At 72.0% G+C, this 25,240-nt stretch carries 23 protein-coding genes; 5 read left to right on the forward strand and 18 right to left on the reverse strand.

All coding sequences use genetic code 11. The features are described from left to right. Positions 1-7 precede the first annotated feature (7 nt). The 16 genes from OG589_RS24230 to OG589_RS24305 form a co-directional block, all read right to left on the reverse strand. On the reverse strand, positions 8-859 hold the full coding sequence (locus OG589_RS24230) for a PHP domain-containing protein (protein WP_405139785.1): 852 nt from the start codon (positions 857-859) through the stop codon (positions 8-10). Between the two features lie 107 nt (positions 860-966). Next, the gene (locus tag OG589_RS24235; protein ID WP_405139787.1) at positions 967-2,547 is read right to left on the reverse strand and encodes a protein kinase domain-containing protein; all 1,581 of its coding nucleotides are present in this window, start codon (positions 2,545-2,547) and stop codon (positions 967-969) included. Between the two features lie 127 nt (positions 2,548-2,674). After that, positions 2,675-3,589: an ABC transporter substrate-binding protein gene (locus OG589_RS24240; protein WP_405139789.1), complete on the reverse strand. Its 915-nt coding sequence runs from the start codon at positions 3,587-3,589 to the stop codon at positions 2,675-2,677. Further along, positions 3,589-4,752 carry an LLM class flavin-dependent oxidoreductase gene (locus tag OG589_RS24245; protein ID WP_405139791.1) on the reverse strand — a complete coding sequence of 388 codons (1,164 nt, stop codon included), beginning with the start codon at positions 4,750-4,752 and terminating at the stop codon, positions 3,589-3,591. The genes OG589_RS24240 and OG589_RS24245 overlap by 1 nt, the downstream gene beginning before the upstream one ends. Continuing rightward, positions 4,742-5,809, reverse strand: coding sequence for an LLM class flavin-dependent oxidoreductase (locus OG589_RS24250; protein ID WP_405139793.1), 1,068 nt, complete (start codon positions 5,807-5,809; stop codon positions 4,742-4,744). Before OG589_RS24250 ends, OG589_RS24245 begins: the two co-directional genes overlap by 11 nt. Beyond that, a complete protein-coding gene (locus OG589_RS24255; protein ID WP_405139795.1) occupies positions 5,809-6,855 on the reverse strand; it encodes an ABC transporter substrate-binding protein in 1,047 nt (348 codons plus the stop codon). The genes OG589_RS24250 and OG589_RS24255 overlap by 1 nt, the downstream gene beginning before the upstream one ends. 31 nt (positions 6,856-6,886) lie before the next feature. Further along, positions 6,887-7,603: an ABC transporter ATP-binding protein gene (locus OG589_RS24260; RefSeq protein ID WP_405139796.1), complete on the reverse strand. Its 717-nt coding sequence runs from the start codon at positions 7,601-7,603 to the stop codon at positions 6,887-6,889. 14 nt (positions 7,604-7,617) lie between these two features. Continuing rightward, a complete protein-coding gene (locus tag OG589_RS24265) occupies positions 7,618-8,484 on the reverse strand; it encodes an ABC transporter permease (protein ID WP_405139798.1) in 867 nt (288 codons plus the stop codon). A 5-nt stretch (positions 8,485-8,489) separates the two neighbouring features. Beyond that, the gene (locus OG589_RS24270) at positions 8,490-9,566 is read right to left on the reverse strand and encodes an ABC transporter substrate-binding protein (protein WP_405139800.1); all 1,077 of its coding nucleotides are present in this window, start codon (positions 9,564-9,566) and stop codon (positions 8,490-8,492) included. 381 nt (positions 9,567-9,947) lie between these two features. After that, the gene (locus OG589_RS24275) at positions 9,948-10,814 is read right to left on the reverse strand and encodes an ATP-binding cassette domain-containing protein (RefSeq protein WP_405139802.1); all 867 of its coding nucleotides are present in this window, start codon (positions 10,812-10,814) and stop codon (positions 9,948-9,950) included. A 1-nt stretch (position 10,815) separates the two neighbouring features. Continuing rightward, positions 10,816-11,628 carry a hypothetical protein gene (locus tag OG589_RS24280; RefSeq protein ID WP_405139804.1) on the reverse strand — a complete coding sequence of 271 codons (813 nt, stop codon included), beginning with the start codon at positions 11,626-11,628 and terminating at the stop codon, positions 10,816-10,818. Further along, positions 11,625-12,326, reverse strand: a complete 702-nt coding sequence (locus tag OG589_RS24285; protein ID WP_405139806.1) for a hypothetical protein — start codon at positions 12,324-12,326, stop codon at positions 11,625-11,627. The genes OG589_RS24280 and OG589_RS24285 overlap by 4 nt, the downstream gene beginning before the upstream one ends. Continuing rightward, on the reverse strand, positions 12,323-13,099 hold the full coding sequence (locus tag OG589_RS24290; protein ID WP_405139808.1) for a hypothetical protein: 777 nt from the start codon (positions 13,097-13,099) through the stop codon (positions 12,323-12,325). Before OG589_RS24290 ends, OG589_RS24285 begins: the two co-directional genes overlap by 4 nt. Beyond that, complete coding sequence (locus OG589_RS24295) at positions 13,083-13,682, reverse strand: RNA polymerase sigma factor (protein WP_405139810.1); 600 nt, start codon at positions 13,680-13,682, stop codon at positions 13,083-13,085. The genes OG589_RS24290 and OG589_RS24295 overlap by 17 nt, the downstream gene beginning before the upstream one ends. Before the next feature lie 51 nt (positions 13,683-13,733). Beyond that, on the reverse strand, positions 13,734-14,552 hold the full coding sequence (locus tag OG589_RS24300) for an NAD(P)H-binding protein (RefSeq protein WP_405139812.1): 819 nt from the start codon (positions 14,550-14,552) through the stop codon (positions 13,734-13,736). Between the two features lie 302 nt (positions 14,553-14,854). Next, positions 14,855-15,451, reverse strand: coding sequence for a class I SAM-dependent methyltransferase (locus OG589_RS24305; RefSeq protein ID WP_405139814.1), 597 nt, complete (start codon positions 15,449-15,451; stop codon positions 14,855-14,857). A gap of 257 nt (positions 15,452-15,708) precedes the next feature. On the opposite strand from OG589_RS24305, the gene OG589_RS24310 reads away from it, so the two are divergent. From OG589_RS24310 to OG589_RS24325, 4 genes are all read left to right on the forward strand, one after another. Further along, the gene (locus tag OG589_RS24310) at positions 15,709-16,755 is read left to right on the forward strand and encodes a hypothetical protein (protein WP_405139815.1); all 1,047 of its coding nucleotides are present in this window, start codon (positions 15,709-15,711) and stop codon (positions 16,753-16,755) included. 259 nt (positions 16,756-17,014) lie between these two features. Continuing rightward, positions 17,015-17,650 (forward strand): MarR family winged helix-turn-helix transcriptional regulator, encoded by a 636-nt coding sequence (locus OG589_RS24315; RefSeq protein ID WP_405139817.1) that lies wholly within the window; start codon positions 17,015-17,017, stop codon positions 17,648-17,650. Between the two features lie 21 nt (positions 17,651-17,671). Then, complete coding sequence (locus tag OG589_RS24320; RefSeq protein ID WP_405139819.1) at positions 17,672-19,303, forward strand: DHA2 family efflux MFS transporter permease subunit; 1,632 nt, start codon at positions 17,672-17,674, stop codon at positions 19,301-19,303. A 132-nt stretch (positions 19,304-19,435) separates the two neighbouring features. Beyond that, positions 19,436-20,245, forward strand: coding sequence for an SAM-dependent methyltransferase (locus OG589_RS24325; RefSeq protein ID WP_405139820.1), 810 nt, complete (start codon positions 19,436-19,438; stop codon positions 20,243-20,245). 19 nt (positions 20,246-20,264) lie between these two features. Here OG589_RS24325 and OG589_RS24330 read toward each other — a convergent pair whose 3' ends face one another. Further along, positions 20,265-22,181 (reverse strand): ABC transporter ATP-binding protein, encoded by a 1,917-nt coding sequence (locus OG589_RS24330; protein WP_405139822.1) that lies wholly within the window; start codon positions 22,179-22,181, stop codon positions 20,265-20,267. Positions 22,182-22,264: 83 nt separating this feature from the next. Then, complete coding sequence (locus OG589_RS24335; RefSeq protein ID WP_405139824.1) at positions 22,265-23,986, reverse strand: ABC transporter ATP-binding protein; 1,722 nt, start codon at positions 23,984-23,986, stop codon at positions 22,265-22,267. A gap of 315 nt (positions 23,987-24,301) precedes the next feature. Here OG589_RS24335 and OG589_RS24340 point away from each other — a divergent pair, with 315 nt between their 5' ends. Continuing rightward, on the forward strand, positions 24,302-25,237 hold the full coding sequence (locus OG589_RS24340; RefSeq protein ID WP_405139826.1) for an acyl-ACP desaturase: 936 nt from the start codon (positions 24,302-24,304) through the stop codon (positions 25,235-25,237). The last annotated feature ends 3 nt before the right edge of the window (positions 25,238-25,240 follow it).

A 25,240-nucleotide genomic window follows, 5' to 3' on the forward strand; every position in this document is an offset into this window, starting at 1 on the left:
TGGCCGGCTAGCCGTGGACAGGGGCGACGCCGGTCGCGCCGGCGACGAGGTCCTCGTAGACGGCGGGGTCGGTGGTGAAGGCGCCGAGCCGCACGGTCTTGTTGTCGCCGTGGTAGTCGCTGGAGCCGGTGGCGCGCAGGCCGAGGTCGCGGGCGAGAAGGCGCACGTGCTCGCGGTCCTCGGGCGAGTGGTCCACGTGGCCGGCCTCCACGCCCCACAGGCCCGCCACCGCGAGATCGGCGATCAGGTCGTCCGGCACGATGTGACCCCTGCTGCCCGCCCTCGGGTGGGCCAGCACCGACACGCCGCCCGCCTCGTTCACCAGGCGGATGGCCGTCAGCACGTCCATGTCCGCCTTCGGCAGCCGGTAGCGGCTGCCCAGCCACTCGGGGGCGAACGCCTCGTCCACCGACCCGACGAGGCCCCGCCCGACGAGCGCCCGGGCGATGTGCGGGCGGCCCACCGTGCCGCCCGCCGCGTAGCCCCGCACCTCGGGAAGCGTGATGTCGATGTCGTCGGCGTTCAGCAGCGCGACGACGTTCTCCGCCCGGATGTCGCGCGACCGCCGCACCCTGGCCAGTTCGGCCACCATCGGGTCGTAGGAAGGGTCGAACAGGTAGGCCAGCAGGTGCAGCCCGACCGACGGCTCGCTGCGGTACCACCGGCCCGACAGCTCGGCGCCGCGCACCAGTGTGAGCCCGGGGGGCACGGCCGCGACGGCGGGCGGCCACCCGGCGGTGGTGTCGTGATCGGTGAGGGCCACCACGTCGAGCCCGGCGGCGGCCGCCCGTCTCACCAGGTCGTCGGGCGTGTCGGTGCCGTCGCTGGCGGTGGAGTGCGTGTGCAGGTCGATCCGCATACCCCGAGCCTCTCAGTTCGAGGGCCCCGGCGTGCCGCCGAACCCTTCCTTCGGGAAGCCCCGTACCGGGCACCCCGCCGCTCGGCGACCAAGCCCTCGCCGGCCGTCTAGTCCTCTTCGTCGTCTCCGCGGCCACGGGGCGGGCCGTCGTTGCCGGCCAGGCCGGAGATGTGGACGAGCAGCCGCGTGAGCGCGGGGGTGCGGGTGAGCAGCCCTTTCTCCTCGGCGTCTGCGAGCTTGTGCAGGACGTCGCGGATCCGGTCGGCCGCCTTGCGCGCGTCGTGCCCCTTCTTCTTGCCGCGGTCGTCCCACCGGCCGGCGAGCGAGGACCGGGCCTCAGCGATCTTGTGCTGCACGTCGGCGGCGACCCGGGGGTCGAGCCTGCCCTGGACGGTCGCCAGGCGCAGCGCCTGCGCCAGTTGAGCCAGCAGGACGCGCGGGTCGTCCGACAGCGGTTCCTGGCTCTCGGCCACCGCGGAGGCGGTCGCCGTGGGCTCTGGCGACCCCGTGACACTGGGCGGCGCCGGCGGGGCGGACGGGGACGCGCTGATCTCCGGTCGCGCGGCCGTGCCCGTGACGTCCGTACCCGGCCGGAGGGCGGCGACCGCCAGCACCACCACGGCGGCGACGGCGACCCCTGCCGCCGCCATCACGGGCTTGCGCCTACCCGGGCGCATGGATGCCCAGGCGGCCCGGCCCACCCCGCCCGTCCGCTCGGCGGTCAGCGGGGACAGGACGCTGGTCGGCGCGGGCACACCGGGATGAACCGGCGGCACTGGACGAATCGGGGAAGAGAGCTCCTGATGCGGCAGCGGCGGCATGGTGCGAGTCGGCGCGGGCCCGTGCGGGGCCTGCGGGGGCGGGGCTTGTGAGGGCGGGACGGCATGCCCGGCCGTCCGTGATCCCGTGGCCAGCGAGTGCGCGACCTGGTCGGCCCCCGGCCGCGCCCCCGGCTCCTTCTCGAGCAGGCTCAGCAACAGATCTTCCAGCGCGGGCGGCACGTCCGGCCTGAGCCGGCTCGGCGGCACCGGCGCGAGCTGGACATGCTGGTACAGCAGTGCGGGCAGGGTGTCCGCGCGAAAGGGCGGGTGCCCTGCCAGAAGCTCGTAGAGCACGCACCCGAGCGCGTACATGTCGGACGCCGGCCCGGCGTCCCTGCCGAGAGCCCGCTCAGGCGCGAGGTAGGAGCCGGTGCCCACGATCAGGCCCGTGCCGGTCAGCGCGGTCGCCGCCTGGTCGGCCAGGCGGGCGATGCCGAAGTCCACGACCTTCACCGTGCCGTCCGCCGCCAGGAGCAGGTTGCCGGGCTTGACGTCGCGATGGATCACACCCTGCCGGTGGGCGGCGGCCAGGCCCGACGCGGCCTGGAACCCGATGCGGGACACCTCCCGGGGGGTGACACTCCCCACTTCCGCCAGGCTGCGCCCGTCGATCAGCTCCATGACGAGATACAGGCGGCCCTCGGCCTCGCCGAAGTCGTGGACCGCGACGACGTTGGCGTGGTTCAGGCGGGCGGTGGCCTGTGCCTCCTGCCGGAACCGCGCGGCGGCCGAGGAGTCGAGGGACGCGGCGAGCAGCAGCTTGACCGCGACCGGGCGGTCCAGGACCTCGTCCCTGGCCCGCCAGACCTCGCCCATCCCCCCGCGTCCGAGAGGCTCGTCCAACCGGTACCGAGCCGCCAGAAGCACCCCAGACGCCTTCCTGATCGATGGCCGGCACATTGTCGCTCCGGTGACCGCGCGACGGGCCGGGCCCGTCGCGCGGTCACCGTGACGATCATGAACCGCTACGGCGTCACAGGATACCGGGAACTCGTCAGGCCCTGGTGGACTCGACCAGGCGGCCGATCTCCGGGAGGACGGCCTCGGCCACGCTGATCTTCCGGTCGATCAGGCCGCTGGCGTGGAAGAGGTCGGCCGCACGCTGCTGCTCGGCGACGAAGTCCTCGCTGACGGGGTGCAGCCCGAACGGGCGCGTGCGCAGGGCGTGCTCCCAGGCGTCCACGTCCCCGCCGTCCTCGGCCGCGAACAGCTCGGCCGCGGCCCGGGGGTTCTGCCGGATCCAGGCGTCGGACTCCTGCAGGGCCGCCACGATGGCGGCGAGCTCCTCCGGACGTCCCTCGGCGAAGTCGCGGCGGGTGAACCACAGCGAGCGGTGGCTGAACAGCCCCTCCGTCTCGACGAGCTCCCTGACGGAGGCCTCCCGCTCGACCCTGGTGAGCGCGGGGTACGAGCCCACCCAGGCGTCGACCTCCCGGTCGAGGAACAGCTGGGCGGCGTCCCCGTAGGCGTCCACCGGCTCGATGTCCTTCCAGGTCAGCCCGGCCCGGTCGAGGGCGAACAGCAGCAGGGTGGTCTGCCAGGAGCCGTGCCCGAGCGCGACCCGCCTGCCCGCGAGGTCCGCGAGGGAGGTGATGGGCGAGTCCTCGTGGACGACGAGCCGCCCGTTCTCGTGCCGCGAGCCGGAGACCGCCACGTACACGATGTCGAGGCCCTTGCCCTGGGCGGTGACCGGGGGCGTGGAGCCGGTGCCGATGAAGTCGTAGCCCCCGTCGAACAGGTGGTCACCGTGCGCGGAGGGCAGCCCGTCGGTGGGGGCGGGACGGTCCCCGGCGGGCAGGCTGCGCAGGTCGACCCATTCCACGTCGGGAAGGGAACGCTCCAGGATGCCGCGGTGGCGCAGCACCCACAGCGAGTTGTTGTTGGGGAAGTAGCCGACGCGAACGCTCATCAGATGGATCCTTTCGAAGTGGAAAGCGGGGAGTTGTGGCGGATGTCGTGGCCGCGCAGCAGCGGGAGCACCTCCTCGCCGACCCGGTACGCCTCCTCCAGGTGAGGCACGCCGGCGAGGATGAACGCGTCGACGCCGATGCCGATCAGCTCGTCGAGCCGCTGGGCGACCTGCTGGTAGCTGCCCACCAGCCCGAACGCGGGGCCGCCGCGGAGCAGGTGGAAGCCGCCCCAGACGTTGGGCGACACCTCCAGCTCCCGGGGTTCGCGTACCGGCCAGGAGACGAACGACTGGCTGCGCAGCCACCCGACGGAGTCGCCGTCGGGGCCGCGGAGCGCCGCCGGGTCGACGTGCTCCCAGCCGCGCCGGATCTCGTCCCAGGCCGCCTCCTCGGTCTCGCGGGCCAGCACGTCGATGCGCACGGCGAACTTCGGCGAGCGCCCGATCGCCGAGCTGTGCTCGCGCACCTGGGCGAACTTGGCCGCCAGCTCGGGGAAGGGCTCCAGCCACGACAGGTAGTAGTCGGCGTGCCGCCCGGCCGCCTCGATCGCGGCCTTGGACGAGCCGGAGAAGTAGATCTCAGGGAAGGGCTGCCGCGCGAGCGGCTCGGGCAGGCCCGCCCCCTCGACCTGGTAGAACCGGCCCTGGTAGTCGAACGGGCCGCCGTTCCACACGCCCTTGAGCACGTCGAGGAACTCCGAGGTGCGGGCGTAGCGGTCGTCGTGGTCGACCTTGTCGCCCCACCAGAGCTGGGCCGGGCCGCCGCCGCCGGAGATGATGTTGTACACGACCCGCCCGCCGGTCGCCCGCTGGAGGCTCGCCGACATCCGCGCCGCCTGCACCGGGTGCAGGAAGCCCGGCTGGTAGGCGATCATGAACCGGTAGGTCGTGGTCTCGCGGGCCAGCGCGGCGGCCGTGGCCCACGGGTCGTCGGTGAAGGGGAACGACGGCAGCAGGCCGCCGACGAACCCCGAGATCTCCGACGCCCTCGCCACGTCGGCCATGTGGTCGACGTAGGAGTACCCGTCGCGGCGGCCGTCCCGCACGCCGGGGGTCAGGCTGCCCGGCACGACCGGCGCCCACTCCCCCCGGCTGGTCACCCGGCGGCGCAGCGACTGCTGGTCGCCGTGGGTGCCGATACGCCAGTAGATGTCAATGGGCATGCTCGATCTCCTTCGCGAACAGCGGCAGCAGCCGCTCGCCCAGCCGGTAGGTCTCCTCGATGGCGGGCCGCGCTTCCAGGACGAACGTGGTGACGCCCTGGCCGAGGTAGCCGCGGATCCCGGCCGCGACGGTCTCGTACGAGCCGACCAGACCGGACGAGCCGGAACCGTCACCGCTGATCCGGGCGAAACCGGGCCACAGGCGGGTGCGCGGGTCAGGGTCCGGCAGGCCCGCCTCCTCACCCCCGGTGAGCACCCAGAGCCGCCGGGCCTCGTCCCAGGCCTCGTCGTCGTCATCTCGCGCGAGGACGGGAATCCGCAGGCCGTACCCGACGCGGCGTCCCTGCGCCTCGGCGAGCGCGGCCAGCTCTTCGATGCCCGCCTGGACGTCCTGGTCCGGGGTGAACAGGTGGACGTCGGCGTGGCGGGCCGAGAGCGCCAGCGCCTCCGGCGAGGTGCCGGTCAGGTGGACGCGCGGGAAGGGCAGGCCCGAGTTCGGCGGCTGGAAGCCGCCCGCGAGCACCTGGTAGAAGCGGCCCTCGTAGGTGTAGCCCTCCTCGTGCCACACGCCCCTCGCCACGGTGAGGAACTCGTCGGCCCTCGCATAGCGGTCGGCGCCTCGCAGGTGGTCGCCCTGCGAGCGCGCGACGGCCGGGTCCAGGTCGACGTCGAGCTGCCAGCCGAGCCGGTCGCCGGTGAACCGCTGGAGCGAGGCCGAGAACTTGGCCGCGTACACCGGCGTGGCCACGCCGGGATGGAACCCGGCCACGACGCGCAGGTGACGGCTCTGCCGGAGCAGCCCGGCCGCGACCACCAGCGACTCCTCGCCCGCCGGGTCGAACGGCACCAGCGCGCCGCCGAGGGCGGCGATCTCCGCGGCCCTGCCGATCTGCGCGAGGTGGTCGAACGGCCCGAAGGCGCCCGGCCGCGGATCGGTGACGAGCGAGGGCAGCGGGCGCCGCGCGCCGGGCCGCCAGTCGCCCCGGTCCCCGCGCCCGGGGTCGCGCCCGTCGCCCCGGGTCGGCACGGTGATCAGGAAGTCCGGGTGCCCGCCCATCACGCACCCACCCCCGCGGCCTGTGCGGCGAGGCGCCCGCGGGCCAGTTCGAGGGGCTCGGGCGCCACCCACGCGTCGAGGTCCACGTCGGCGTCGAGGAAGCCGTGCACCAGCAGGAAGTCCTTCTGGACGCGCAGCAGGTCCAGCCGTTCCCGCGACAGGTCGGGGTGGAGCGAGTGGTGGAAGTCGCCCCGGTAGGCGGTCTCCACGGCCTCCGCCCCGGACCGCGTCTCGCCGGCCAGGATCTCGCGCACCCGATCGAGGTTGCCCTCCGCCCAGTCCGCGGCGCGCAGGGTCTGGGCCAGGAACCCCACCACCAGGTCGGGGTGCTCGTCCAGCAGCCGCTCGTGCACGGTGATCGGCCTCGGGGTGCCGTTGTTGACCCGCGTACGGCGGTCGGGGTGCGCGTCCAGGTCGACGGCCACCACGGCGCCTATCTCCTTGGCCTGCTCCGCGGCCCGCGCCCCCTTGGCGTACACCGCGTCCACCTCGCCGCGGGCGAGCTCGGCGATGCCGGGCCAGGAGAACGCGCGGCCGTCTGTGTCCCGGCCTGCGTCCCGGCCGACCGACGGCCTGGTCGGGGCGGCCACCTCCACGAACGTGACGTCGTCGAGGGTCAGCCCGCCCTGCGCCAGCGCGCCCTTGGTCCCGTGCAGGGCCATGGCCCTGGGGAAGCTCTTGGCCCTGGTCTCGGCCCACGCGGGGAGCGCCACCCTGGCACCGGCGAGGCCGGCCGCCCCGGTGATGCCGGAGTCCGCCCTGACCAGGATGGACTGCCACTCCTCGATCCAGGTCAGGCCGATCAGCCGGGTCGGGGCGCCCGCCGACCGCGCGGCGAGCGCGGGGACGTTGCCGCCCTCCCGGAACAGCCCGAGCAGCTGGTGGTCGAAATGGTGCTGGGCCAGCTCAGGTCCCGCGTCCTGGAGGATGCCGACCGCAAGGCCGGCCGCCTGGAACTCCTCGGCCAGCCAGCCCTGGTTGTGGGCCAGGCCGCTGGCGGTGGGCACGGGGCAGCGGGTGTACCAGATCTTGTCTATGGATGACATGTGTCTCCTCATCGGCTCGTTGGCGATACGTCTAGTGCGAGGCGGTGACGACGCCGAGGTGGTTCAGGAACAGGCGGCGGTACTCGGCGAAAGGAGGGCTGTCGCGGTCCCGGGGATGGGGCAGGTCGATCGTCCTGTCGACCGCCAGCGCCCCCTCCCGCAGCACCACGACCCGGTCCGCCAGCCGTACGGCCTCGTCCACGTCGTGGGTGACCAGGACGACGGCCGGGCGGTGCCGCGCGCACAGCTCGGCGACCAGCTCCTGCATCTGGAGCCGGGTCAGCGCGTCCAGCGCGGCGAACGGCTCGTCGAGCAGCAGCACCTCCGGATCGCGGACCAGTGCCCTGGCGAGGGCCACGCGCTGCGCCTCGCCTCCGGACAGGGTCGCCGGCCACGCCCCGCCGTACCCGTCCAGCCCGACCTCGGCCAGGGCCCGGCGCCCGGCCTCGCGGGCGGAGGACGGGAGGCCGAGGGTGACGTTGGCGAGCACCCTCCTGGCGGGGATCAGCCGGGGCTCCTGGTAGACGGTCGTACGGCGGGGAGCGGCGAGCACGGTCCCTTCGTCGGGGAGGTCCAGGCCCGCCAGGATGCGCAGCAGGGTGGTCTTGCCCGTGCCGCTCGGGCCGAGGAGGGCGAAGAACTCGCCCCTGCGGATCGAAAGGTCGATGCCGGAGAGCACGGTCTTGGCGCCGAAGGCCTTGCTCAGCCCGCTGATGCGCACGGCCAGGTCGCGCGCCGGCTCGCTCATCTCGTCCTTTGGGTTCATCGGGCGACCACGTGCCCGCGCCAGGGCATGGCGAGCCGCTCCACCAGCCGGATCACGGCGTCGAAGACCAGCCCGAGGACGGCGTAGATGAGGATGCAGAGCACCATGTAGTCGGGCCTGAAGTACTGCTGCGCCAGCGTGACCAGGTAGCCGATGCCCTCGGTGGCGCCGACCTGCTCGGCCGCGATCAGGCCGGTGAGCGAGACCGACAGGCAGATGCGCAGCGCCATCAGGATGTTGGGCAGGGCGCTCGGGATGATGACGCCGAGCGCGAGCCGGTGGCCACGCAGGCCGAAGCCGCGCGCCGCCTCGACGACCTTGCGGTCGACGTTCCGCACGCCGAGGTAGGTGTAGGCGTACATCGGGATGGCCGCCGCCACTGCGATTAGCACGATCTTGAACGTCTCGCCTACCCCGAACCACGAGATGAAGAGCGGCACCAGCGCGAGGAACGGCACGGCGCGCATCATCTGCATCGTCGGGTCGACCAGTTCCTCGCCGAGCGCCGAGATGCCGGCGGCGACCCCGAGCAGCAGCCCGATCCCCCCGCCGACCAGCACGCCCAGCCCGGCCCGCTGCGCCGAGGCGAGCAGGTACTCGGCGAGCTGGCCGGTCGCGGCCAGCTCGCGCAGGGCGGCGAGCACCGAGGCGGGCCCGGCCAGCACGTCCGGGGGGATGCGCCCGCTGCCCGCCCCGTACCACCAGGCGAGGAGCAGCAGCAGCGGCACGCCGATGCGCACGCCCGCCGACAGGGCCGCCGGGCGGCGGCGCGAACCGAGGAACCTCGGAACCTCCAGCCCGGCGCTCTCATCGGCCGGACGGGTCGCCGTCTGGTCCACCGGGTGGACTCTCTCCAGGGTCATGGCGGTCACCCGGACGCGGCGGGCGATGAGGACCCGGCCGCGTCGAGGTCGAAGAGCACGTCCGCCGGGTCGATGGAGCCCGACACCACGCCGTACTTCTGGAACAGGCCGGCGACCTCCTGGATGTTGGCGCCGTCGTCCTTTGTCACGGTGCGGGGGATGTTCGCGTACTTAGCGGTGGCGATGTCCAGCTCCAGCCGAGGACCGGTGACGGCCGTCGGTCCCTGCTTGAGGAAGACGTTCTCGAACTTCTCCGGCTCCTTCTTGGCCTCTGCGGTCAGCTCCCGCAGCACGTCCAGGTAGACGCGTACCGCCTCGGGGTGCCGGTCGAGCAGCTCGTCGCGCGCGGCGGCGATGGTCAGGTCCCTGTCGTCGAGGTCGCGGCCGTGCACGATCACCCGCGCACCCTTGGCGACCACCTCGGGGTAGGCCTTGACGATCGCCCACCAGGCGTCCACCTTGCCGGTCGCGAACGCCGACGCGCCCTGGTCGGGGTTGAGATACACCCGCTTGACCTGGTCGACCGGGACCCCGGCCTTCTCCAGGGCGAGCAGGAGCAGGTACTCGCCCTTGCCCCCCTTGTTCACGGCCACCTGCTTGCCCACCAGGTCCTTGACCGACTTGACCGGGCTGTCGGGGGCCACGACCAGGCCGTCGGTCTGCGGGGCGGCCGGGTCGGTGATCGGGTCGGTCACCGAGAAGATCTTGATGTCCGGGCTGTTCGCCAGATAGCCGACGGCGGGCGAGATGGCCCCGGCCAGCACGTTCACCGAACCGGAGTGGACCGCGTCGATGGTGGCGGTGAACGAGGCGTAGGAGCCGCCCCACTCGACCGAGGCGCCGACCGCCTTGAGCCGCTTCTCGAGGATGCCCTCGCGCTTGGCGTAGGCGAGGGGGCCCGCGTTGCCGGGGTCCTGGAGCTTGAGCACCGCCCCCGTCCCCCCTCCGGACGAGGATTCCTCGCCGGCCGCGGAAGGCGTGCCGCAGGCGGTGGCGAGGCCGGCGAGCGAGATGGCCAGGGCCACGACCGCGGCGCGCACGCGGCGGCGAGGCCGGGGATCCAGGAGATGGCGATTCCACATGATGATGACGAGCCCCTTAGACAGTGGGATGTAGCGGCGGTCGCGACCGGCGGCGTCCTGCCACCGGGCACGGCGAGAGACCCCTGCGACCAGGGGCGACCAGAAGAGATGGGGATCAGGAGAGACGTCTCCAGCGCGACCCACGCGCGAGACGGACCACGTTCACCGACAGAGGCTGCTGTCCACGTACATGAAGTCGATCACGCGCCGGGCGGTCAAGGTCACTTTCGGCACAATACCTATATTTCAGGTAGGTAATATAGCAGTCAAGTCGTGTCTCACATGACGAGACGCCACAAAGACCGCAAACACCCCAAAACGCCGTACGGGCGCACGTACGCGAGGTACGTGCGCCCGTACGGCGCGGCGGCGGGTCCGCTCCTAGCGGCCGGCCTCCATGAGGGCGAGGTAGCCGTCCTCCAGCGTCGGCTCGGCGGGCTCGGCGTACGGATCGGGCCGCGAGGCCGCGACGACGCGGTAGCGCATCCCCGCGCCCTCCGGCAGCGCGGCCACGATCGTTCCGCGCGCCGGCTCGGGGCCCGTCGTGGTGACCGTCCACACCCGCCGGTCCGCCTGCGCCACCAGCTCGCCGACGCCGCCCCTGAAGACCACACGGCCCTTGGTCATCACCGCCAGGAAACGGCAGGTCTGCGCCACGTCCTCGACGATGTGCGTGCTGAGCAGCACCGTGCGGTCCCCGGCGAGCTGGGAGAGCAGCGTGCGGAAGCGGATGCGCTCCTCGGGGTCCAGCCCGGTCGTGGGCTCGTCCACGACGAGCAGGCGGGGATCGGCGAGCAGTGTCTGGGCGATGCCGACCCGTCGCAGCATCCCCCCGGAGAAGCCCTTGAGCCTGCGGTCGGCGACGTCGGACAGCCCCACCACCTCCAGCAGCTCGCCGACCCGCCGCCGCCGGAAGTCGCGGGCGTCGAGCCCCTTGAGCAGGGCGATGTAGTCGAGGAACCGCCGTGCGGTCAGGTCGGGATAGACCCCGAGGTCCTGAGGGAGGTAGCCGAGGGCCCGCCGCACGGCGAGCAGCCCGTCCGGGGTGGTCACATCGTGCCCGCCGACGCGGACCGTCCCCGCGGTGGGCTTCAGCAGCCCCACCAGGATCCGCATGAGGGTGGTCTTCCCCGCCCCGTTCGATCCGAGCAGCCCGTACATGCCGGTCGGCACGTCGAGGTCCACCCCGTCGAGGGCGTGCACATCGCCCTTGTAGGTCTTGGTCAGGCGGGCGATCTCGATACGCATGTCAGGACTCCGTACGGATGGCGTGGAGGCGGGCGAGGAGGAGCACGGCCGCCGCCATGGCGAGCATCACGCCGATCCAGAGGACGGCGACGGCCGGGGAGGTGAGCGGGCGAAGGAAGTTCAGCGCCGCCCCGTCCTGCGGACCGTACGGGATCGCATCGACCCCCGGCGCCGCGTACGGGTCGCCGAACAGCCCGTACTCCACGTAGCGGGCGTTCGCCGAGAAGACGGTGTGGGAAATGGTCGGCATCATGTTGGCGGGGATGAGGTTGCCCCAGAACCAGTAGCCGACGAACAGCACCCGGAACAGCAAGGGCGGGACCAGCAACGGGCCGGCGAGCGCGAGGGCGCCGACGAAGAGCAGCGCTGGGACGATCTTCACCACGAGGAGGAGCAGCGCCCAGCCCAGCGCGGCCGGTCGCCCCTCCGCGACGGCGAAGGCGACGGCCCGGCCCAGGTGGATGAGCGCGATCGGCAGCGCGGTGGCCGCGCAGACACCGAGGTACTTGCCGATCAACCGGCCGGTATGCCCCGCCGGAGTGCTGTCCAGGACACCGGCGACGCCGAGCCGCCGGTCACGGATGAGCCGGTCGGCCAGCAGGCAGCCGTAGACGGCGGGCATCAGCGCGACGACCGTCTCGCTTACCGCGATCATGGCCGGCCGAGGGTCGTCCGGGTCGCCGGACCCCGGGGTCGGGACGACGTACCCCTGCCGCAGCAGGCTTACCAGCGCCGCGAAGGCCAGCCCGTAGACGATCCACAGGACGGGCCGCCGCACCTGCATGAGGAACTCGTACCGCAGGGTCGCGATCACTCGGTCTCACCTCCGAGCACGCGCTCGGTGTCGCCGAGCAGGGGCCACGCCGCGACGAGGAGCAAGATGGCCGTCACCAGCAGGGTCACCCGGTTGCCGAGCCAGTCGGCCGAAACCGGGCGATGAGAGGTGGCGAACAGGTAGAGCCACCGGGAGACGGCGTTCCCCCGCAGGGCGTCGGTGGCGATCTGCTCAAGCAGCCACACCATGGCGACCGTCGTGGTGGCGGCCACGGTGCTCCGGAAGACGGCGGCCGCGAGCAGCCCGAGCGCCGTGAGCCACAGAGTGGGAGCCAGCCAGGTGAGCTGGCCCGCCAGGCCGTCAGGCGTGCCGGGAAGCACGTCCCACCAGCCCGTGGCGATGAACAGCACCGAGCCGGCCGACGCGCAGACGGCCGTCCACCCGAACGTCACGGCCAGGCGTCGCAGCAGGGTCACCCGGTAGCGCGAGGGGAGGGTGAGCTGGAGTTCCACGGCGTGGTCCCGGCCGATCAGCGAGGCCGCCGCGATACCCGTCACGAGCGGGAACCCCGCCTCGACGGTCCCGAGGATCATCCACGCCGTGGCGCCCTCCCGTGAGCCGAGCCGGCCGCCGAAGACGGCGAGAAGCCCGGTCAGCAGGACGATGACCGGTGGCACCACCAGGGCGGCCGGCCCGGCCCGGCCTATCTCGTACGACCAGAGGTCAAGACGTTTCATGACCATTGGGTTGCGCGGGCACGCCTGATCGGTTCACCCCGGCCGGCGGCGACCACGGCCGCGACGCCGAGCACGGCGGCGAGAGCGAGGATGACGGCGTAAGCGGCCGGGCTGGTGAGCCAGAAGGCGCCGAGACGTCCGGTGAAGGACCACGGGGTGAAGGTCAGCGCGTAGAGGATCCACACCGCGAGCGCCACGCCGATCGCCCCGTCGGGGTTCCAGCACACCGAGAGCAGCAGGCCGAGCGCCGCGAGCAGCGCCATGGGCCCGAGCCAGACCATGACGAGCCTTCCGAGCCCGGCGGGGGTGAGGCCCGCCAGGGACAGCACCACCGAGCCGAGCAGCGCGAGGGCCAGGTCGTACCCGAGCACCAGCGTCATCCGGGCCAGCAGCACGACGCGCGGGGACGTCGGTGTGACGGCCACGACCTCGAAGGCCTCGTCACGCTCGGGAGAGAAGGCCCCGGCCACCCCGATGCCGGTGACGAGCGGCACGACGAGGGCCATCACCGGCTCCGCGATGTGCCCTTGGGCGAGGACGAACCCCACACCGGCCGCCATGACCAGCGCCGACGTCAGCCAGACCGCGCGATGCACGACCGCGGCCTCGGCCGCGAGCAGCGCCCGGGCCCTCATCGGCCTCGGCACGGGCGGCGGCACGGCCCCGTCCAGCAGGGACCTCAGCAGGACGCCGCGCAGGATCTCGGGGCCGGGCGTGGGCGGGATTCCGTCCGCGATCCCCCGCAACTCCGGCCATTCACCTCGTTGGTTCATCGATGCACTCCCTGAGGGTCGCGCGAGCGTGATGCAGCCGGCTCTTCACCGTGCCGACCGGGATTCCCAGCACTTCGGCGATGTCCTGGTGGCTCAGGTCCTCGAGCAACGCGAGCACGACCACCTCGCGCTGCGCCGGCGGCAGCCGTTCCAGCGCGGCCTGCACCCGGTCGCGGCCGACGGCCAGTTCCTCGGGCCCCGGGGCCGAGTCCGCCCCGTCGGCGGTGGGCTCGGCCGCGACCGGAGGGGGAACGCCGCGCAGCCGGTTGTGCGCCTGGCGGCGGGCGACCCCGAACAGCCAGGTGCTCACGCTGGACCGGCTCTGGTACGTGCCCGCCGACCGCCACACGGCCAGCCACGTGTCCTGGAGGATCTCCTCGGCCGTGCCCCTGTCACCGGCCAGGCGATAGAGGAAGGCGAACACCGGCTTGCCGTAGCGCGCGTACAGCTCCGTCAGCGCGTCGGTGTCACCGTCGGCCACCCTGGCCAGGACGGCCGCGTCCTCGACCGGCGTCCCCGCCCGTGCGCGACGACCGGCTCCCGCGACCCGGCGCAACGCCATCCCCTCCGCTCCCCCGCCCATGCCAGGTACGTAGCACCACCCGCCCAACGAGGTTCATCGCAGAAGCGGGCGTCAGGCGAGGAGTGCGGTGACGGTGTCTTCGAGGCTCGCCGGCGGGCGGCCGAGCAGACGGGCGAGATCAGGGCCGGTCCTGGCGAACGCGCCGGCGCGCACCGCCGGGGCCAGGGACCCGAGCCATCCGGCCTCCGCGTCCGAGACCTCCCGGTACGCGACCGGCTCGCCCAGGGCCCGCGAGAGCACTCCGGCCAGTTCCGGATAGGTCCACAACGGCCCGCGCAGCTCGTACGTCGCGTTCTCGTGGCCCGTGCCGGTGAGGGCGGCGCTCGCCGCGAGGGCCAGGTCGCGGAGCCGGGCGGTGTTGAGGGGCCCGCCGGCGGTCGAGGAGGTGACCGTGCCGCTCCCCCGGGCCTCGGCCAGCGCGGCGCCGAGGAACGCCTCCGAGTACAGGGCGTTGCGCAGGAACGTGTGCGCCAGCCCGGTCTCGACCACCGCCTTCTCCGTCGCGGTGTGGTCCGCGGCGAAGCCCTGCCCCTCCTCGGCGCCGATGCCGCTGGTGTAGACGAGGCGCCGCACCCCTGCCCGGGCGGCCCGCTCGACCACCGCGAGGTGCTGCGCGACGCGTACCCCGGGTGTGAGGTCCGGACCCGACACCAGGAGCAGGACCTCCACCCCGGCCAGCGCGCCGTCGAGGGAAGCGGGCTCGTCGTAGTCGCCGAACCGGACCTCGGCACCACGGGCGGCGAGGTGAGCGGCCTTCTCAGGAGTGCGGGCGACCGCGACGACGTCACCGGGCTCGACCCTGCTCAGGAGGTCTTCCACGACGACGCGCCCAAGATTCCCGGTGACCCCGGTAACAGCGATCTTGCCCACTGACGACCCTCTTCCCGAGGTAGGCGACTTTGGAAACGACCCTCTTTCACCGGTCCTGCGACTTCGGAAGCAGCACCACGAACGGCCCACCTCAGCAGGTCAAGCGGCTTTGGAGGGAGAGCTTCGACGCCGGCGCACTGGTTGCCGAGGGAGCCCGGTGAGCGTACCGAATCGCCCTCCGCGACCGCCTCACATTTTCGGCGCCCCCTGATCCGCGCACCGATGCGCTCAGGGAGTCCTTCTCAGGCCGCCACGACTGGCCGCGTGGCGCGACGGGGTGCCGCTGTTCGGCGGTCGGAGGATCAGAGGGGGCGGCGGTGGACGCTGACGGCGTAGCCGCCGCCCTCGTACGGCGCGGCGTCCCAGGTGGCGAAGCGGTGTTCCAGGGTCAGGCCGGACGCCTCACACCAGCCGTCGTACTCGGCCAGCTCCACGCTCGGCGGGATCGGCAGGTGCGCCGCGTCGAGGCCGAACCCCGCGACCAGCAGGCCGCCCGTACGCAGCGCCCCGGCCAGAGCCCGGACGGCGGCGGGCTCCGTGCCCGGCGCGAGCAGCGGGATGACGTTGCCCGCCGCGACCACCAGGTCAAAGCCATGCAGCCCTGTGAGGGTGGCCAGATCGGCCTCGATCCAGCTCATTTCGGGTGCACGTCGCCGGGCCTCCGCGAGCATCGAGACGTCGAGGTCCACGCCCGTACAGTCGTATCCCAGCTCGGCCATGCGGATCGCCACCCGCCCGGTGCCACAACCCGCGTCGAGCACCCGCGCGCCGGCCGGTACCAGCGACGCGCACAGCGTCGCCTCGCCGTGCACGTCCACCCCCGAGTCCGCCAACCTCGCGAACCGGGACGCGTACTCCGCCCCCGAACCACCACCGGTCAACTCGGCCCAACGGCTCACGCGGCACCTCCATGTAGGGGAACGTCAAACTAGCGGACCGGCCCCGAAAGCGAGAACCTTCGACGGCCGGGGCTCGGGGACCAGGTACGGGCGGTACTCTTCTTGGCGGTTCGGGGGGTTCCGGATCACTGATCGCGAGCGGGCCGCGCCCGGCCAGGACGCAGGGCCGTACGAGCGCCAAGGCCCGCGCGCGGAGGCAGTCACGTCGAGGGGACCGAGACGCTGAGCACCAAGATCGCCACGACGACGGGCCTCCGATGACAGGGCCGGAGGATCCCGGATCCGTCGCGGCGGGAGTGCCTGGACGGTGGTCGCGGGTGTGGCGGGCGGTCGTGGTGCTCGTGTCCGTTCCTGTGCTGATCTTCATGGCGGGCGGCGCCTCGCTGTACGCGCTGAGCCTCGGCACTCCGGCGCCGCGTTCGTACACGCGCGGCCAGGACGCGGTGTGGCTCGGGCACGCCTGGGTGGACGGGCGCAAGGGCGACCGCGAGCTGGCCGCGCTCGCCACCCGGCTCCGGGGCAGCGGCATCAGCGACCTGTATCTGCACACCGGGCCGCTGGACTACGACGGCACCCTGCCCGCCTCCCTGTATCCGCGCGCCGCCTGGGCCGTCGCCGCGCTTCACAGCATCATGCCGGGCCTGCGCGTACACGCCTGGCTCGGGCAGCGGGTCGAGCCAGGCGAGCTGGACCTCTCCTCCCCCGCCGTGCGCGCCAACATCGTGCGGTCGGCCGGGCAGGCGCTGGCCACGGGCTTCGACGGCATCCACTACAACTTCGAGCCGGTGCCCGACGGCGACCCCGGCCTGCTCACACTGCTCGACGCCACCCGTGCCGCCATACCGCCCGGCCACGGCGTGCTGTCGATGTCGGCCCACCACGTCGAACCGGTGCCGGGCATGAGCCTGGGCGGCCGCCTCCTCGGGTACGCCAAGTGGTGGACTCCCGGCTACCTGACCCAGGTCGCCCGGCGTCTCGACCAGGTGGCGGTGATGAGCTACGACACGGCGCAGCCGACCGAGGCTCTCTACGCCGGCTACGTCCGGCGGCAGACCGAGCTCGCCCTCGCGGCCGTCCCGCCCGGCACCCGGCTGCTCATGGGGCTGCCCGCCTACCACGACGAGAACCCGACCCACCACGCCTCCGCCGAGACCGTGAGCGCTGCCATCAAGGGGGTCCGCCTCGGTCTCGGCGCCGCCGGCCGAGAGCGCTTCGGCGTCGCCCTCTACGTCGACTTCACCGCCACGGACTACGACTGGACGTCCTACCGCCTCGGCTGGACCTCCCCCACGAGCCTGCCATGACGCCACCCTCGCGGCCATCGACCGTGAGCGGGTACGGCGGTGGCTGCCTTCGGGTGGGGGGCCGTAGGAGGGCCGCCGACTCGGTCTCGATGGGGCCTGAGGGGTGCGGGCGTCGAGCCGGCGGCGGCTCATGCCCGTGAAGTAGCCGATCTCCTCGTGGTTCGTGGTGCCGAGGAAGCTCTCGAAGCCGGTCCGGCGTGTTCTTGCCGAGATTTAGTTAGGAAGCTTATAGTTAGGCTCCTAATGATATGGAGGTCTGATGCCCGACGAGTCCGGCTTCGCCGTCGACGACACCGGCCTGCTGTTCAACCCGCAGCTGCGCGACCTGGTCGGCCACGAGCTGGGCGACGAGGCGCTCGCCGTGGTCGAGGCATTCGCGGCGATCAACCAGGCGGCCCGCGTCAACCGATGGGCGCTGGAGCGCTGGGCCATGCGCCACGGGCTGAGCGAGGCCCGCCTCCAGGTGCTGCTGGTGCTGCGCCGCCAGCCGCGGGGCATGCGCCTCGTCCACCTGGCCGCCGCGCTGGAGATCGCCCCTCCCTCGCTGACCGGCCTCGTCGACTCCCTGGAGAAGGACGGGCTGGTGCGGCGGGAGCCCGACCCGGGCGACCGGCGCTCCCTGCTGGCCACGCTCACCGCGCGCGGGCGTGAGCGCGTCGACGAGATCTGGTCGACCCAGGTGGAGCGCCAGGTCGGCATCACCGACGGCATCACCACCGAGGAGCTGCTCCAGCTACGGCACCTGTGCCTGCGTCTCGTGCAGAACGTCAGGCGAGCGACCGCGAAGCGGAACGACCCCGGTCCCGGCGGGACGCCGCCCGCCGGCCCCCCGCATACCGCCGACCGTGGAGGTCGCGATGACGCAGGAAGAACCGCCCGTCCCCCCGGCGGATGAAGACGGGCCATGGAGGTCGCGATGACCCGGGAAGAGCCATCGGTTCCCCCCGCGGATGAAGACGGGCCGCGACTGTCCGCCTCGCGCAAGGTGGCGGCGACGGCGGGCGTCGCCATCGCCCTGCTGGTCGTCTCCCTCGACGGCACCATCGTCGGCACCGCGATGCCGCGCATCCTCGCCGACCTGCGAGGGCTGAACTACTACGCCTGGGTGGTCACGGCCTACCTGGTGACCTCGACCATCCTCATGCCCATCGCCGGCAAGCTCGGCGACCTGTTCGGCCGCAAGCCGCTCGTGCTCATCGGCCTGGCCGGCTTCCTCGGCACCTCCTGGCTGGTGGGCGCCTCGACCAGCACCCTGCAGCTGATCCTGCTCCGCGGTGTGCAGGGCCTGTTCGGCGGCATCCTGACCGCGGTGACGTTCGCCGTGGTCGCCGACATCCACCCCGTGCGCCAGCGGGTCAAGCTGCACGGCCTCCTCAGCGCGATCATCGGCCTGTCCGTGGTGGCCGCGCCGCCGCTCGGCGGCTACATCACCGACAACTGGGGGTGGCGCTGGATCTTCTACGTCAACGTGCCGATCGGCGCCCTCGCGGCCGGGCTCACCTTCTTCTTCCTGCCGTACGTGGCGACCCGGCGGAGCTGGCGTGACATCGACTTCGCCGGCTGTGTGGCGCTGGCCGTCGCGCTGGTCCCCATCCTGATCGCGCTGTCCATCAGCAACGACCACGCCTGGACGTCGCCACTGATGCTCGGCCTGATCGCGGTGTCGGTGGTCGGGCTGCCGGTCTTCCTGTTCGTGGAGCGGGCCGTCGCCAACCCGATCGTCCCGCTCGGCCTGTTCCTGGACCCGGTGTTCACGATCGCCATGGTCATCGCGGGCCTGTCCGCCGTCGGCCTGTACGGCCTGGCGGTGTTCATCCCGCTGCTCTACCAGGGCGTGCTCGGCGAGACCGCGACGGGCTCGGGCACCCTGCTCACCCCGCTGCTGCTCGGCATGCTGGTGGCCTCGCCGGTGTCCGGCCAGCTCATCGCGCGCGTGCGCCACTACCGGTTCATCGGCACCGCGGGCCTCGCCGCCATGGTCGCCGGGCTGCTCATGCTGACCTCTGTGACGCCGGCCAGCCCGCACTGGCACGTCCTGGCCGACCTCGTGGTGCTCGGCATGGGCATGGGGCTGGTCTGGCCGCTGTCCACCGCGGTCGTCCAGGCCTCGATGGCCAAGGAGGTCGTGGGGGTCGCCACCGCCCAGGTGAACTTCTGGCGCAACCTCGGCGGCACGGTGGCGGTGGTGGTGCTCGGCAGCATCATGGCCAACCGCCTGTCCGCCGAGATCGCCTCCAGGCTCGCCACGCTCAGCGCTCCCCCCGAACTGCTGCGCACCCTCACCGGCGGCGGCGCGCGGGACCTCTCCACGCTGTTCGACCCGGCCCAGACCGGCCGGCTGCGCGAGCAGGTTCCCGAGGCACGGCGAGCGCTGTTCGAGCTGGTCGAGCGTTCCATGCGAGCCGGCCTCGCCGACGTGCTGCACCACGTGTTCCTCGTGGCCGCCGTCATCCTCGCCGTACCGCTGGTGGCGAGCCTCTTCCTGAAGGAGACCCCGATCCCGCCCGCCCGGTCCCGGCGCGAGCAGCGGGCCACCGAGGAGGTCTGACGCCGGTGGACCGAGACTCCTTATGGTGACGGCGCGGACACCTGTCTCATGCACAGACATCGGACGTATGTAAGATCCACGGCATTGGATTTGCCGTAGGCTGAAGGTCCGCGAACGGCAGAGAGCGCAGGCATGGCCGAACACACCAACCTTCCGGCGAGCATCGATCCGACCATCCCGAGCGTCGCGCGGATGTACGACTACTACCTGGGCGGCAAGGACAATTTCGCCGCCGACCGCCGGGCCGCCGAACAGTTCATCACCGTCCTGCCGGGCATCAGGGAGATGGCGCGGGCGAACCGCGCGTTCCTCGCGCGCGTCGTCGACCTGCTGGCCCGCGAGGGCATCCGGCAGTTCCTGGACATCGGATCAGGGCTGCCCACGCAGGAGAACGTCCACCAGATCGCGCATCGCGTCGACCCCGAGGTCAGGGTGGTCTACGCCGACAATGATCCGATCGTTCTGGTGCACGGCCGCGCGCTGCTCGCGGACCACCGCCACAGCACGGTCGTGCAGGCCGACATGCGCGAGCCGGAGGCGCTGCTGGCGCATCCCGAGATCGTGAGTGCTCTGGACTTCGACCGGCCGGTCGCCGTGCTGCTGGTCTCGATGCTGCACTTCGTCCCCGAAGAGGCCCTGGTCACGCGCATCGTGGCCACGATCCGCGAACGCCTTGCCCCCGGCAGCCACCTGATCATCACCCACGCCTTCGCGGGCGACGTCAGCGCCGAAGTGCACGAGGCCGGCCAGCAGGTCTACCGCTCGACCACCACCGGCTCCCTCACCTCGCGCGGCGCCGACCGGCTGGCCGAGCTCCTCGCGGGCATGACGTTGCTGGAGCCGGGCATCGTGCCGGTGCAGGCCTGGCGTCCGGACTACGAGGGCGACGCCGCCTTCGACCCGGCCAAGCCCGCCATCCTCGCCGCCGTCGCCCGCCACTGACCCCCCCACTGCCCAGGGGTCAATGCACCGCTTCACCGGCCGGCTCGCCGTCGGCCGGCACCAGGGCGCCGCTGAACTGCGAGGAGTACAGCCGGTGGTAGGCGCCCCCGGCGGCGAGCAGCTCGTCGTGGGTGCCGTGCTCGACGATGCTTCCGGCGTCCATCACCAGGATGAGGTCGGCGTCGCGGATGGTGGACAGCCGGTGGGCGATGACGAAGCTGGTGCGGTCGGTGCGCAGCGCCGCCATCGCGTGCTGCACCAGCACCTCGGTGCGGGTGTCCACCGAGCTGGTGGCCTCGTCGAGGATGAGCAGCGACGGGTTGGCGAGGAAGGCGCGGGCGATGGTCAGCAGCTGCTTCTCGCCGGCGCTGACGTTGCCGCCCTCCTCGTCGATCACGGTGTCGTACCCGTCGGGCAGTGTGCGGACGAACCGGTCGACGAACGTCGCCCGCGCGGCGGCGTGGACCTGCTCGTCGGTGGCCTGGGGGTTGCCGTACGCGATGTTCTCGCGGATCGTGCCGCCGAACAGCCAGGTGTCCTGGAGCACCATGCCGATGTGCGAGCGCAGGTCCTCGCGGCGCATCGCGGTGATGTCGACGCCGTCCAGGGTGATGCGGCCGGCGTCCAGCTCGTAGAAGCGCATGATGAGGTTGACCAGCGTGGTCTTCCCCGCGCCGGTCGGGCCGACGATCGCGATGGTGTGCCCGGGGTCGGCCACCAGCGACAGGTTCTCGATGAGGGGCTGCTCGGCGTTGTAGCGGAAGGAGACGTCCTCGAACTCCACGCGCCCCCGCCGGGCGGTGGGCAGCACAGGGTCGGCCGGGTCGGGGGCCTGCTCCTCGGCGTCCAGCAGCTCGAAGACCCGCTCGGCGGACGCCACGCCCGACTGCAGAAGGTTCGCCATGGAGGCGACCTGGGTCAGCGGCTGGGTGAACTGCCGGGAGTACTGGATGAACGCCTGGACGTCGCCCAGGCTCATCGAGCCGGTGGCCACCCGCACGCCTCCGACGACGGCGATGGCGACGTAGTTGAGGTTCCCGATGAACATCATCATCGGCATGATGATGCCGGAGATGAACTGCGCGCCGAAGCCGGCCTTGAACAGCTCCTCGTTGCGCTGCCTGAAGACCTCCTCGACCTCGGGCCCGCGCCCGAACACCTTCACCAGCTCGTGCCCGGTGAAGGCCTCCTCGATGTGGGCGTTCAGCGTGCCGGTGTGGGCCCACTGCGCGACGAACAGCTTCTGCGAGCGCTTCGCCACCAGCCCGGTGACCAGCATCGACAGCGGGATGGTCACCAGGGCGATCAGCGCGAGCAGCGGCGAGATCACCAGCATCATCGCCAGCACGCCGATCACGGTGAGCAGCGAGCTCAGCAGCTGGCTGAGCGTCTGCTGCAGGGTCTGCGACACGTTGTCGATGTCGTTGGTGACCCGGCTGAGCAGCTCGCCGCGCGGCTGGCCGTCGAAGAACTTCAGGGGAAGCCGGTTGAGCTTGTCCTCGACGTCGGCCCGCAGGCGGTACACGGTGCGCTGCGTCACGTCGTTGAGCAGGTAGCCCTGCAGCCAGCTGAAGACCGACGCCGCGACGTAGAGCGCCAGGGCCCACGCCAGGATCGTGCCCAGCGCGCCGAAGTCGATGCCGTGACCGGGGACGACGTCCATCCGCGCGAGCATGTCGGCGAAGTTGCCGTTGCCCGACGCGCGGGCCGCCTCGACCGCCTGCTCCGTGGTCGTCCCGGCGGGCAACTGCCTGCCGACCACACCGCTGAAGATCACGTCCGTGGCGCGGCCGAGGATCTTGGGGCCGACGACGGCGAACCCGACACTGGCCACCGCGAGGACGATCACGGCCACGATCTTCGAGCGTTCGGGGCTCAGGCGCCGGAGCAGGCGGCGGGTGGAGGGCCCGAAGTTCATCGACTTCTCGGCGGGCATCCCCGCGCCTCCGAAGGGCCCCCGCCCGAAGGGTCCGCCTCCCGCGGGAGGTCGCGGTCGCGTGGGTGCCGTTGGCCGGTCGCTCATACTGCGCTCTCCGCGGTCAGTTGGGACTCGACGATCTCGATGTAGGTCGGGCAGGAGTCCAGCAGCTCGTCATGGGTGCCGATGCCGACGATCACGCCGTCGTCGAGGACGATGATCTGGTCGGCGTCGGCGATGGTGGAGACCCGCTGTCCGACGATGACGACGGCGGCCTCGGCGGTGTGCGGGCGCAGGGCGGCGCGCAGCCGGGCGTCGGTGGTCAGGTCCAGCGCCGAGAACGAGTCGTCGAACAGGTAGATCTCGGGCTTGCTCACCAGCGCGCGGGCGATCGATAGCCGCTGCCGCTGCCCGCCGGAGACGTTAGTGCCGCCCTGCGTGATGGGCGCCTCAAGGCCCTCGGGCATCGCCTCGACGAAGTCGCGCGCCTGGGCGACCTCCAGCGCCTCCCACAGCTCCTCGTCGGTGGCGTTGGGGTTGCCGTACCTCAGGTTGCTCGCGACGGTTCCGGTGAACAGGTACGGCTTCTGCGGCACCAGGCCGATGCGCGTCCAGAGCATCTGGGGGTCGAGGTCGCGGACGTCCACGCCGTCGACCGACACGGTGCCGGACGTGGCGTCGAACAGCCGGGGCACCAGGGAGACCAGCGTGGTCTTTCCCGACCCGGTGCTGCCGATGACGGCGGTGGTCTGTCCCGCGACGGCGCGGAACGAGATGCCGGACAGCACCGGCGCCGCCGCGCCCGGGTAGCGGAACTCGACGTCGCGCATCTCCAGCTCGGCGCGGCCGTGCACCTGCCGTACGGGATTCTCGGGCGGGCGCACCGACGACTCGGTGTCGAGCACCTCGCTGATGCGCTCGGCGCAGACGGCGGCGCGCGGGATCATGATCGAGATGAACGTGGCCATCATCATCGACATGAGGATCTGCATGAGGTACATGAGGAAGGCCGTGAGGGCGCCGACCTGCATCTCGCCGCTGTCCACCCGGGCCGCGCCGAACCACAGCACGGCCACGCTGGAGACGTTGAGAATCAGCATCACGGTGGGGAAGATGAGCGCGGTCAGCCGCCCGACGCGCAGCGCGGTGCCGGTCAGCGCGTCGTTCGCCTCGGCGAACCGGCGGGTCTCCTCGCGTTCCCGTACGAAGGCCCGCACGACGCGGATGCCGGAGAGCTGCTCGCGCAACACCTGGTTGACCAGGTCGATGCGGGTCTGCATCGCGCGGAACTGCGGGACCATGCGGGTGACGATCAGGCCGATCGAGATGAGCAGCGCCGGGACGCAGACCAGCATCAGCCACGACAGGCCGATGTCCTGACGCAGGGCCATGATGATGCCGCCGAGGCCCATGATGGGAGCGGCGACCAGCATCGTGCAGGTCATCACCACGAGCATCTGCACCTGCTGCACGTCGTTGGTGCTGCGGGTGATCAGCGACGGCGCTCCGAAGTGGGCGACCTCACGGGCGGAGAACGCGCCCACCTGGTGGAAGACGCTCGACCTGACGTCACGTCCGAACCCCGCCGCCACGCGCGCCCCGTAGTAGACCGCCGCGATCGAGCAGGCGATCTGCACGAGCGACACGGCCAGCATCCAGCCGCCGGTGGACAGGATGTAGCCGGTGTCGCCGGCGGCGACACCCTGGTCGATGATGTCGGCGTTCAGGCTCGGCAGGTACAGCGAGGCGATGGTGCCGACCAGCTGGAACAGCACTACGGCGGCCAGCGCCGACGAGTAGGGCCGAAGATAGGTACGGAGCAACCGGCTCAGCATGGGCCCGCCCCAGCGGACGCGGCCCTACGGGAGGTCGGAATCACGCGGAACACGCTATACGAGGACGCAGTCCCCTCACGCGCGGTTTTTCCCCCGGCGGAATGGGCGGCGCCCCCTTGACTCAGAGGGACGGACGGTCCTGGGCGCAGAGGTACGGACGGTGCTTGGCGCAGAAGGACGAGCGGCCCTTGGTGTAGAGGGACCACGCGGGCTGACGATGGAACCCAACCCCCGTAACGCACCCGCCTCGAACCTACGCTAGCGTAGGTTACGGTTCGGTAAGCCAAACGGGGGGATCGTCCTTTGCGCGCGTTCAATGACACCGAGTTGCTGTTCGAGCTTGAGCCCGTGGTGGCCGGGGAGCTGGACCGGCATCTCAAGGTGGCCAAGGAGTGGTTCCCGCATGAGTACGTCCCGTGGTCGCAGGGTCGCGACTACGACGGCATCTTCGGCGGCGAGGCCTGGGCCGAGACCGATTCGGCGATCCCCGAGGAGGCGCGGGTCTCCCTCATCGTCAACCTGCTGACCGAGGACAACCTGCCCAGCTACCACCACGAGATCGCCACGACCTTCGGCCGCGACGCGGCCTGGGGCACCTGGGTGCACCGGTGGACCGCCGAGGAAGGCAGGCACGGCACCGCCATCCGCGACTACCTGACGGTCACGCGCGCGGTCGACCCGGTCGCCCTGGAGCGGGCCCGCATGCTGCACATGGGAGAAGGGTTCAGCAACTCCTACGAGGGAGTGCTGCACTCACTGGCCTACGTCTCCTTCCAGGAACTGGCCACCCGCGTGTCCCACCGCAACACCGGCAAGGCCTCCCAGGACCCGAACTGCGAGCGCCTGCTCGCCAGGATCGCCGCCGACGAGAACCTGCACATGCTCTTCTACCGCAACCTGCTCAACGCGGCGTTCCAGCTCGCCCCCAGCCAGACCATGCGTGCCGTCACCGACGTGGTGACCACCTTCCAGATGCCCGGCACCGGCATCGAGGGCTTCACCCGCAAGGCGATGACCATCGCCAACGCGGGAATCTACGACCTGCGCCTGCACCTCGACGACGTCCTCATGCCCGTCCTGCGCCAGTGGGCCGTCTTCGACCTCACCGGCCTCGACGCCGAGGCGGAGAAGGCCCGTGACGAGCTCTCGGAGTTCCTCGCCCGCCTGGAGGTCTCCGCCTCCCGCTTCGTCGACCGCCGCGAAGCCCGCCGCGCCACCACCGGAGCCAACCTACGGTAAACA

The sequence above is a fragment of the Sphaerisporangium sp. NBC_01403 genome, from assembly GCF_045040145.1.
GTDB classification, from domain to species: domain Bacteria; phylum Actinomycetota; class Actinomycetes; order Streptosporangiales; family Streptosporangiaceae; genus Sphaerisporangium; species Sphaerisporangium viridialbum.

Excerpts from the sequence above, each read along its gene's own strand:
- OG589_RS24320 (WP_405139819.1), top strand. The coding sequence starts at position 17,672 with ATGACCCGGGAAGAGCCATCGGTTCCCCCCGCGGATGAAGACGGGCCG.
- OG589_RS24250 (WP_405139793.1), bottom strand. The coding sequence starts at position 5,809 with ATGGGCGGGCACCCGGACTTCCTGATCACCGTGCCGACCCGGGGCGAC.
- OG589_RS24260 (WP_405139796.1), bottom strand. The coding sequence starts at position 7,603 with ATGAGCGAGCCGGCGCGCGACCTGGCCGTGCGCATCAGCGGGCTGAGC.
- OG589_RS24330 (WP_405139822.1), bottom strand. The coding sequence starts at position 22,181 with ATGCCCGCCGAGAAGTCGATGAACTTCGGGCCCTCCACCCGCCGCCTG.
- OG589_RS24245 (WP_405139791.1), bottom strand. The coding sequence starts at position 4,752 with ATGCCCATTGACATCTACTGGCGTATCGGCACCCACGGCGACCAGCAG.
- OG589_RS24295 (WP_405139810.1), bottom strand. The coding sequence starts at position 13,682 with ATGGGCGGGGGAGCGGAGGGGATGGCGTTGCGCCGGGTCGCGGGAGCC.
- OG589_RS24265 (WP_405139798.1), bottom strand. The coding sequence starts at position 8,484 with ATGACCCTGGAGAGAGTCCACCCGGTGGACCAGACGGCGACCCGTCCG.
- OG589_RS24275 (WP_405139802.1), bottom strand. The coding sequence starts at position 10,814 with ATGCGTATCGAGATCGCCCGCCTGACCAAGACCTACAAGGGCGATGTG.
- OG589_RS24270 (WP_405139800.1), bottom strand. The coding sequence starts at position 9,566 with ATGTGGAATCGCCATCTCCTGGATCCCCGGCCTCGCCGCCGCGTGCGC.
- OG589_RS24315 (WP_405139817.1), top strand. The coding sequence starts at position 17,015 with ATGCCCGACGAGTCCGGCTTCGCCGTCGACGACACCGGCCTGCTGTTC.
- OG589_RS24285 (WP_405139806.1), bottom strand. The coding sequence starts at position 12,326 with ATGAAACGTCTTGACCTCTGGTCGTACGAGATAGGCCGGGCCGGGCCG.
- OG589_RS24325 (WP_405139820.1), top strand. The coding sequence starts at position 19,436 with ATGGCCGAACACACCAACCTTCCGGCGAGCATCGATCCGACCATCCCG.
- OG589_RS24255 (WP_405139795.1), bottom strand. The coding sequence starts at position 6,855 with ATGTCATCCATAGACAAGATCTGGTACACCCGCTGCCCCGTGCCCACC.
- OG589_RS24240 (WP_405139789.1), bottom strand. The coding sequence starts at position 3,589 with ATGAGCGTTCGCGTCGGCTACTTCCCCAACAACAACTCGCTGTGGGTG.
- OG589_RS24230 (WP_405139785.1), bottom strand. The coding sequence starts at position 859 with ATGCGGATCGACCTGCACACGCACTCCACCGCCAGCGACGGCACCGAC.
- OG589_RS24310 (WP_405139815.1), top strand. The coding sequence starts at position 15,709 with ATGACAGGGCCGGAGGATCCCGGATCCGTCGCGGCGGGAGTGCCTGGA.
- OG589_RS24290 (WP_405139808.1), bottom strand. The coding sequence starts at position 13,099 with ATGAACCAACGAGGTGAATGGCCGGAGTTGCGGGGGATCGCGGACGGA.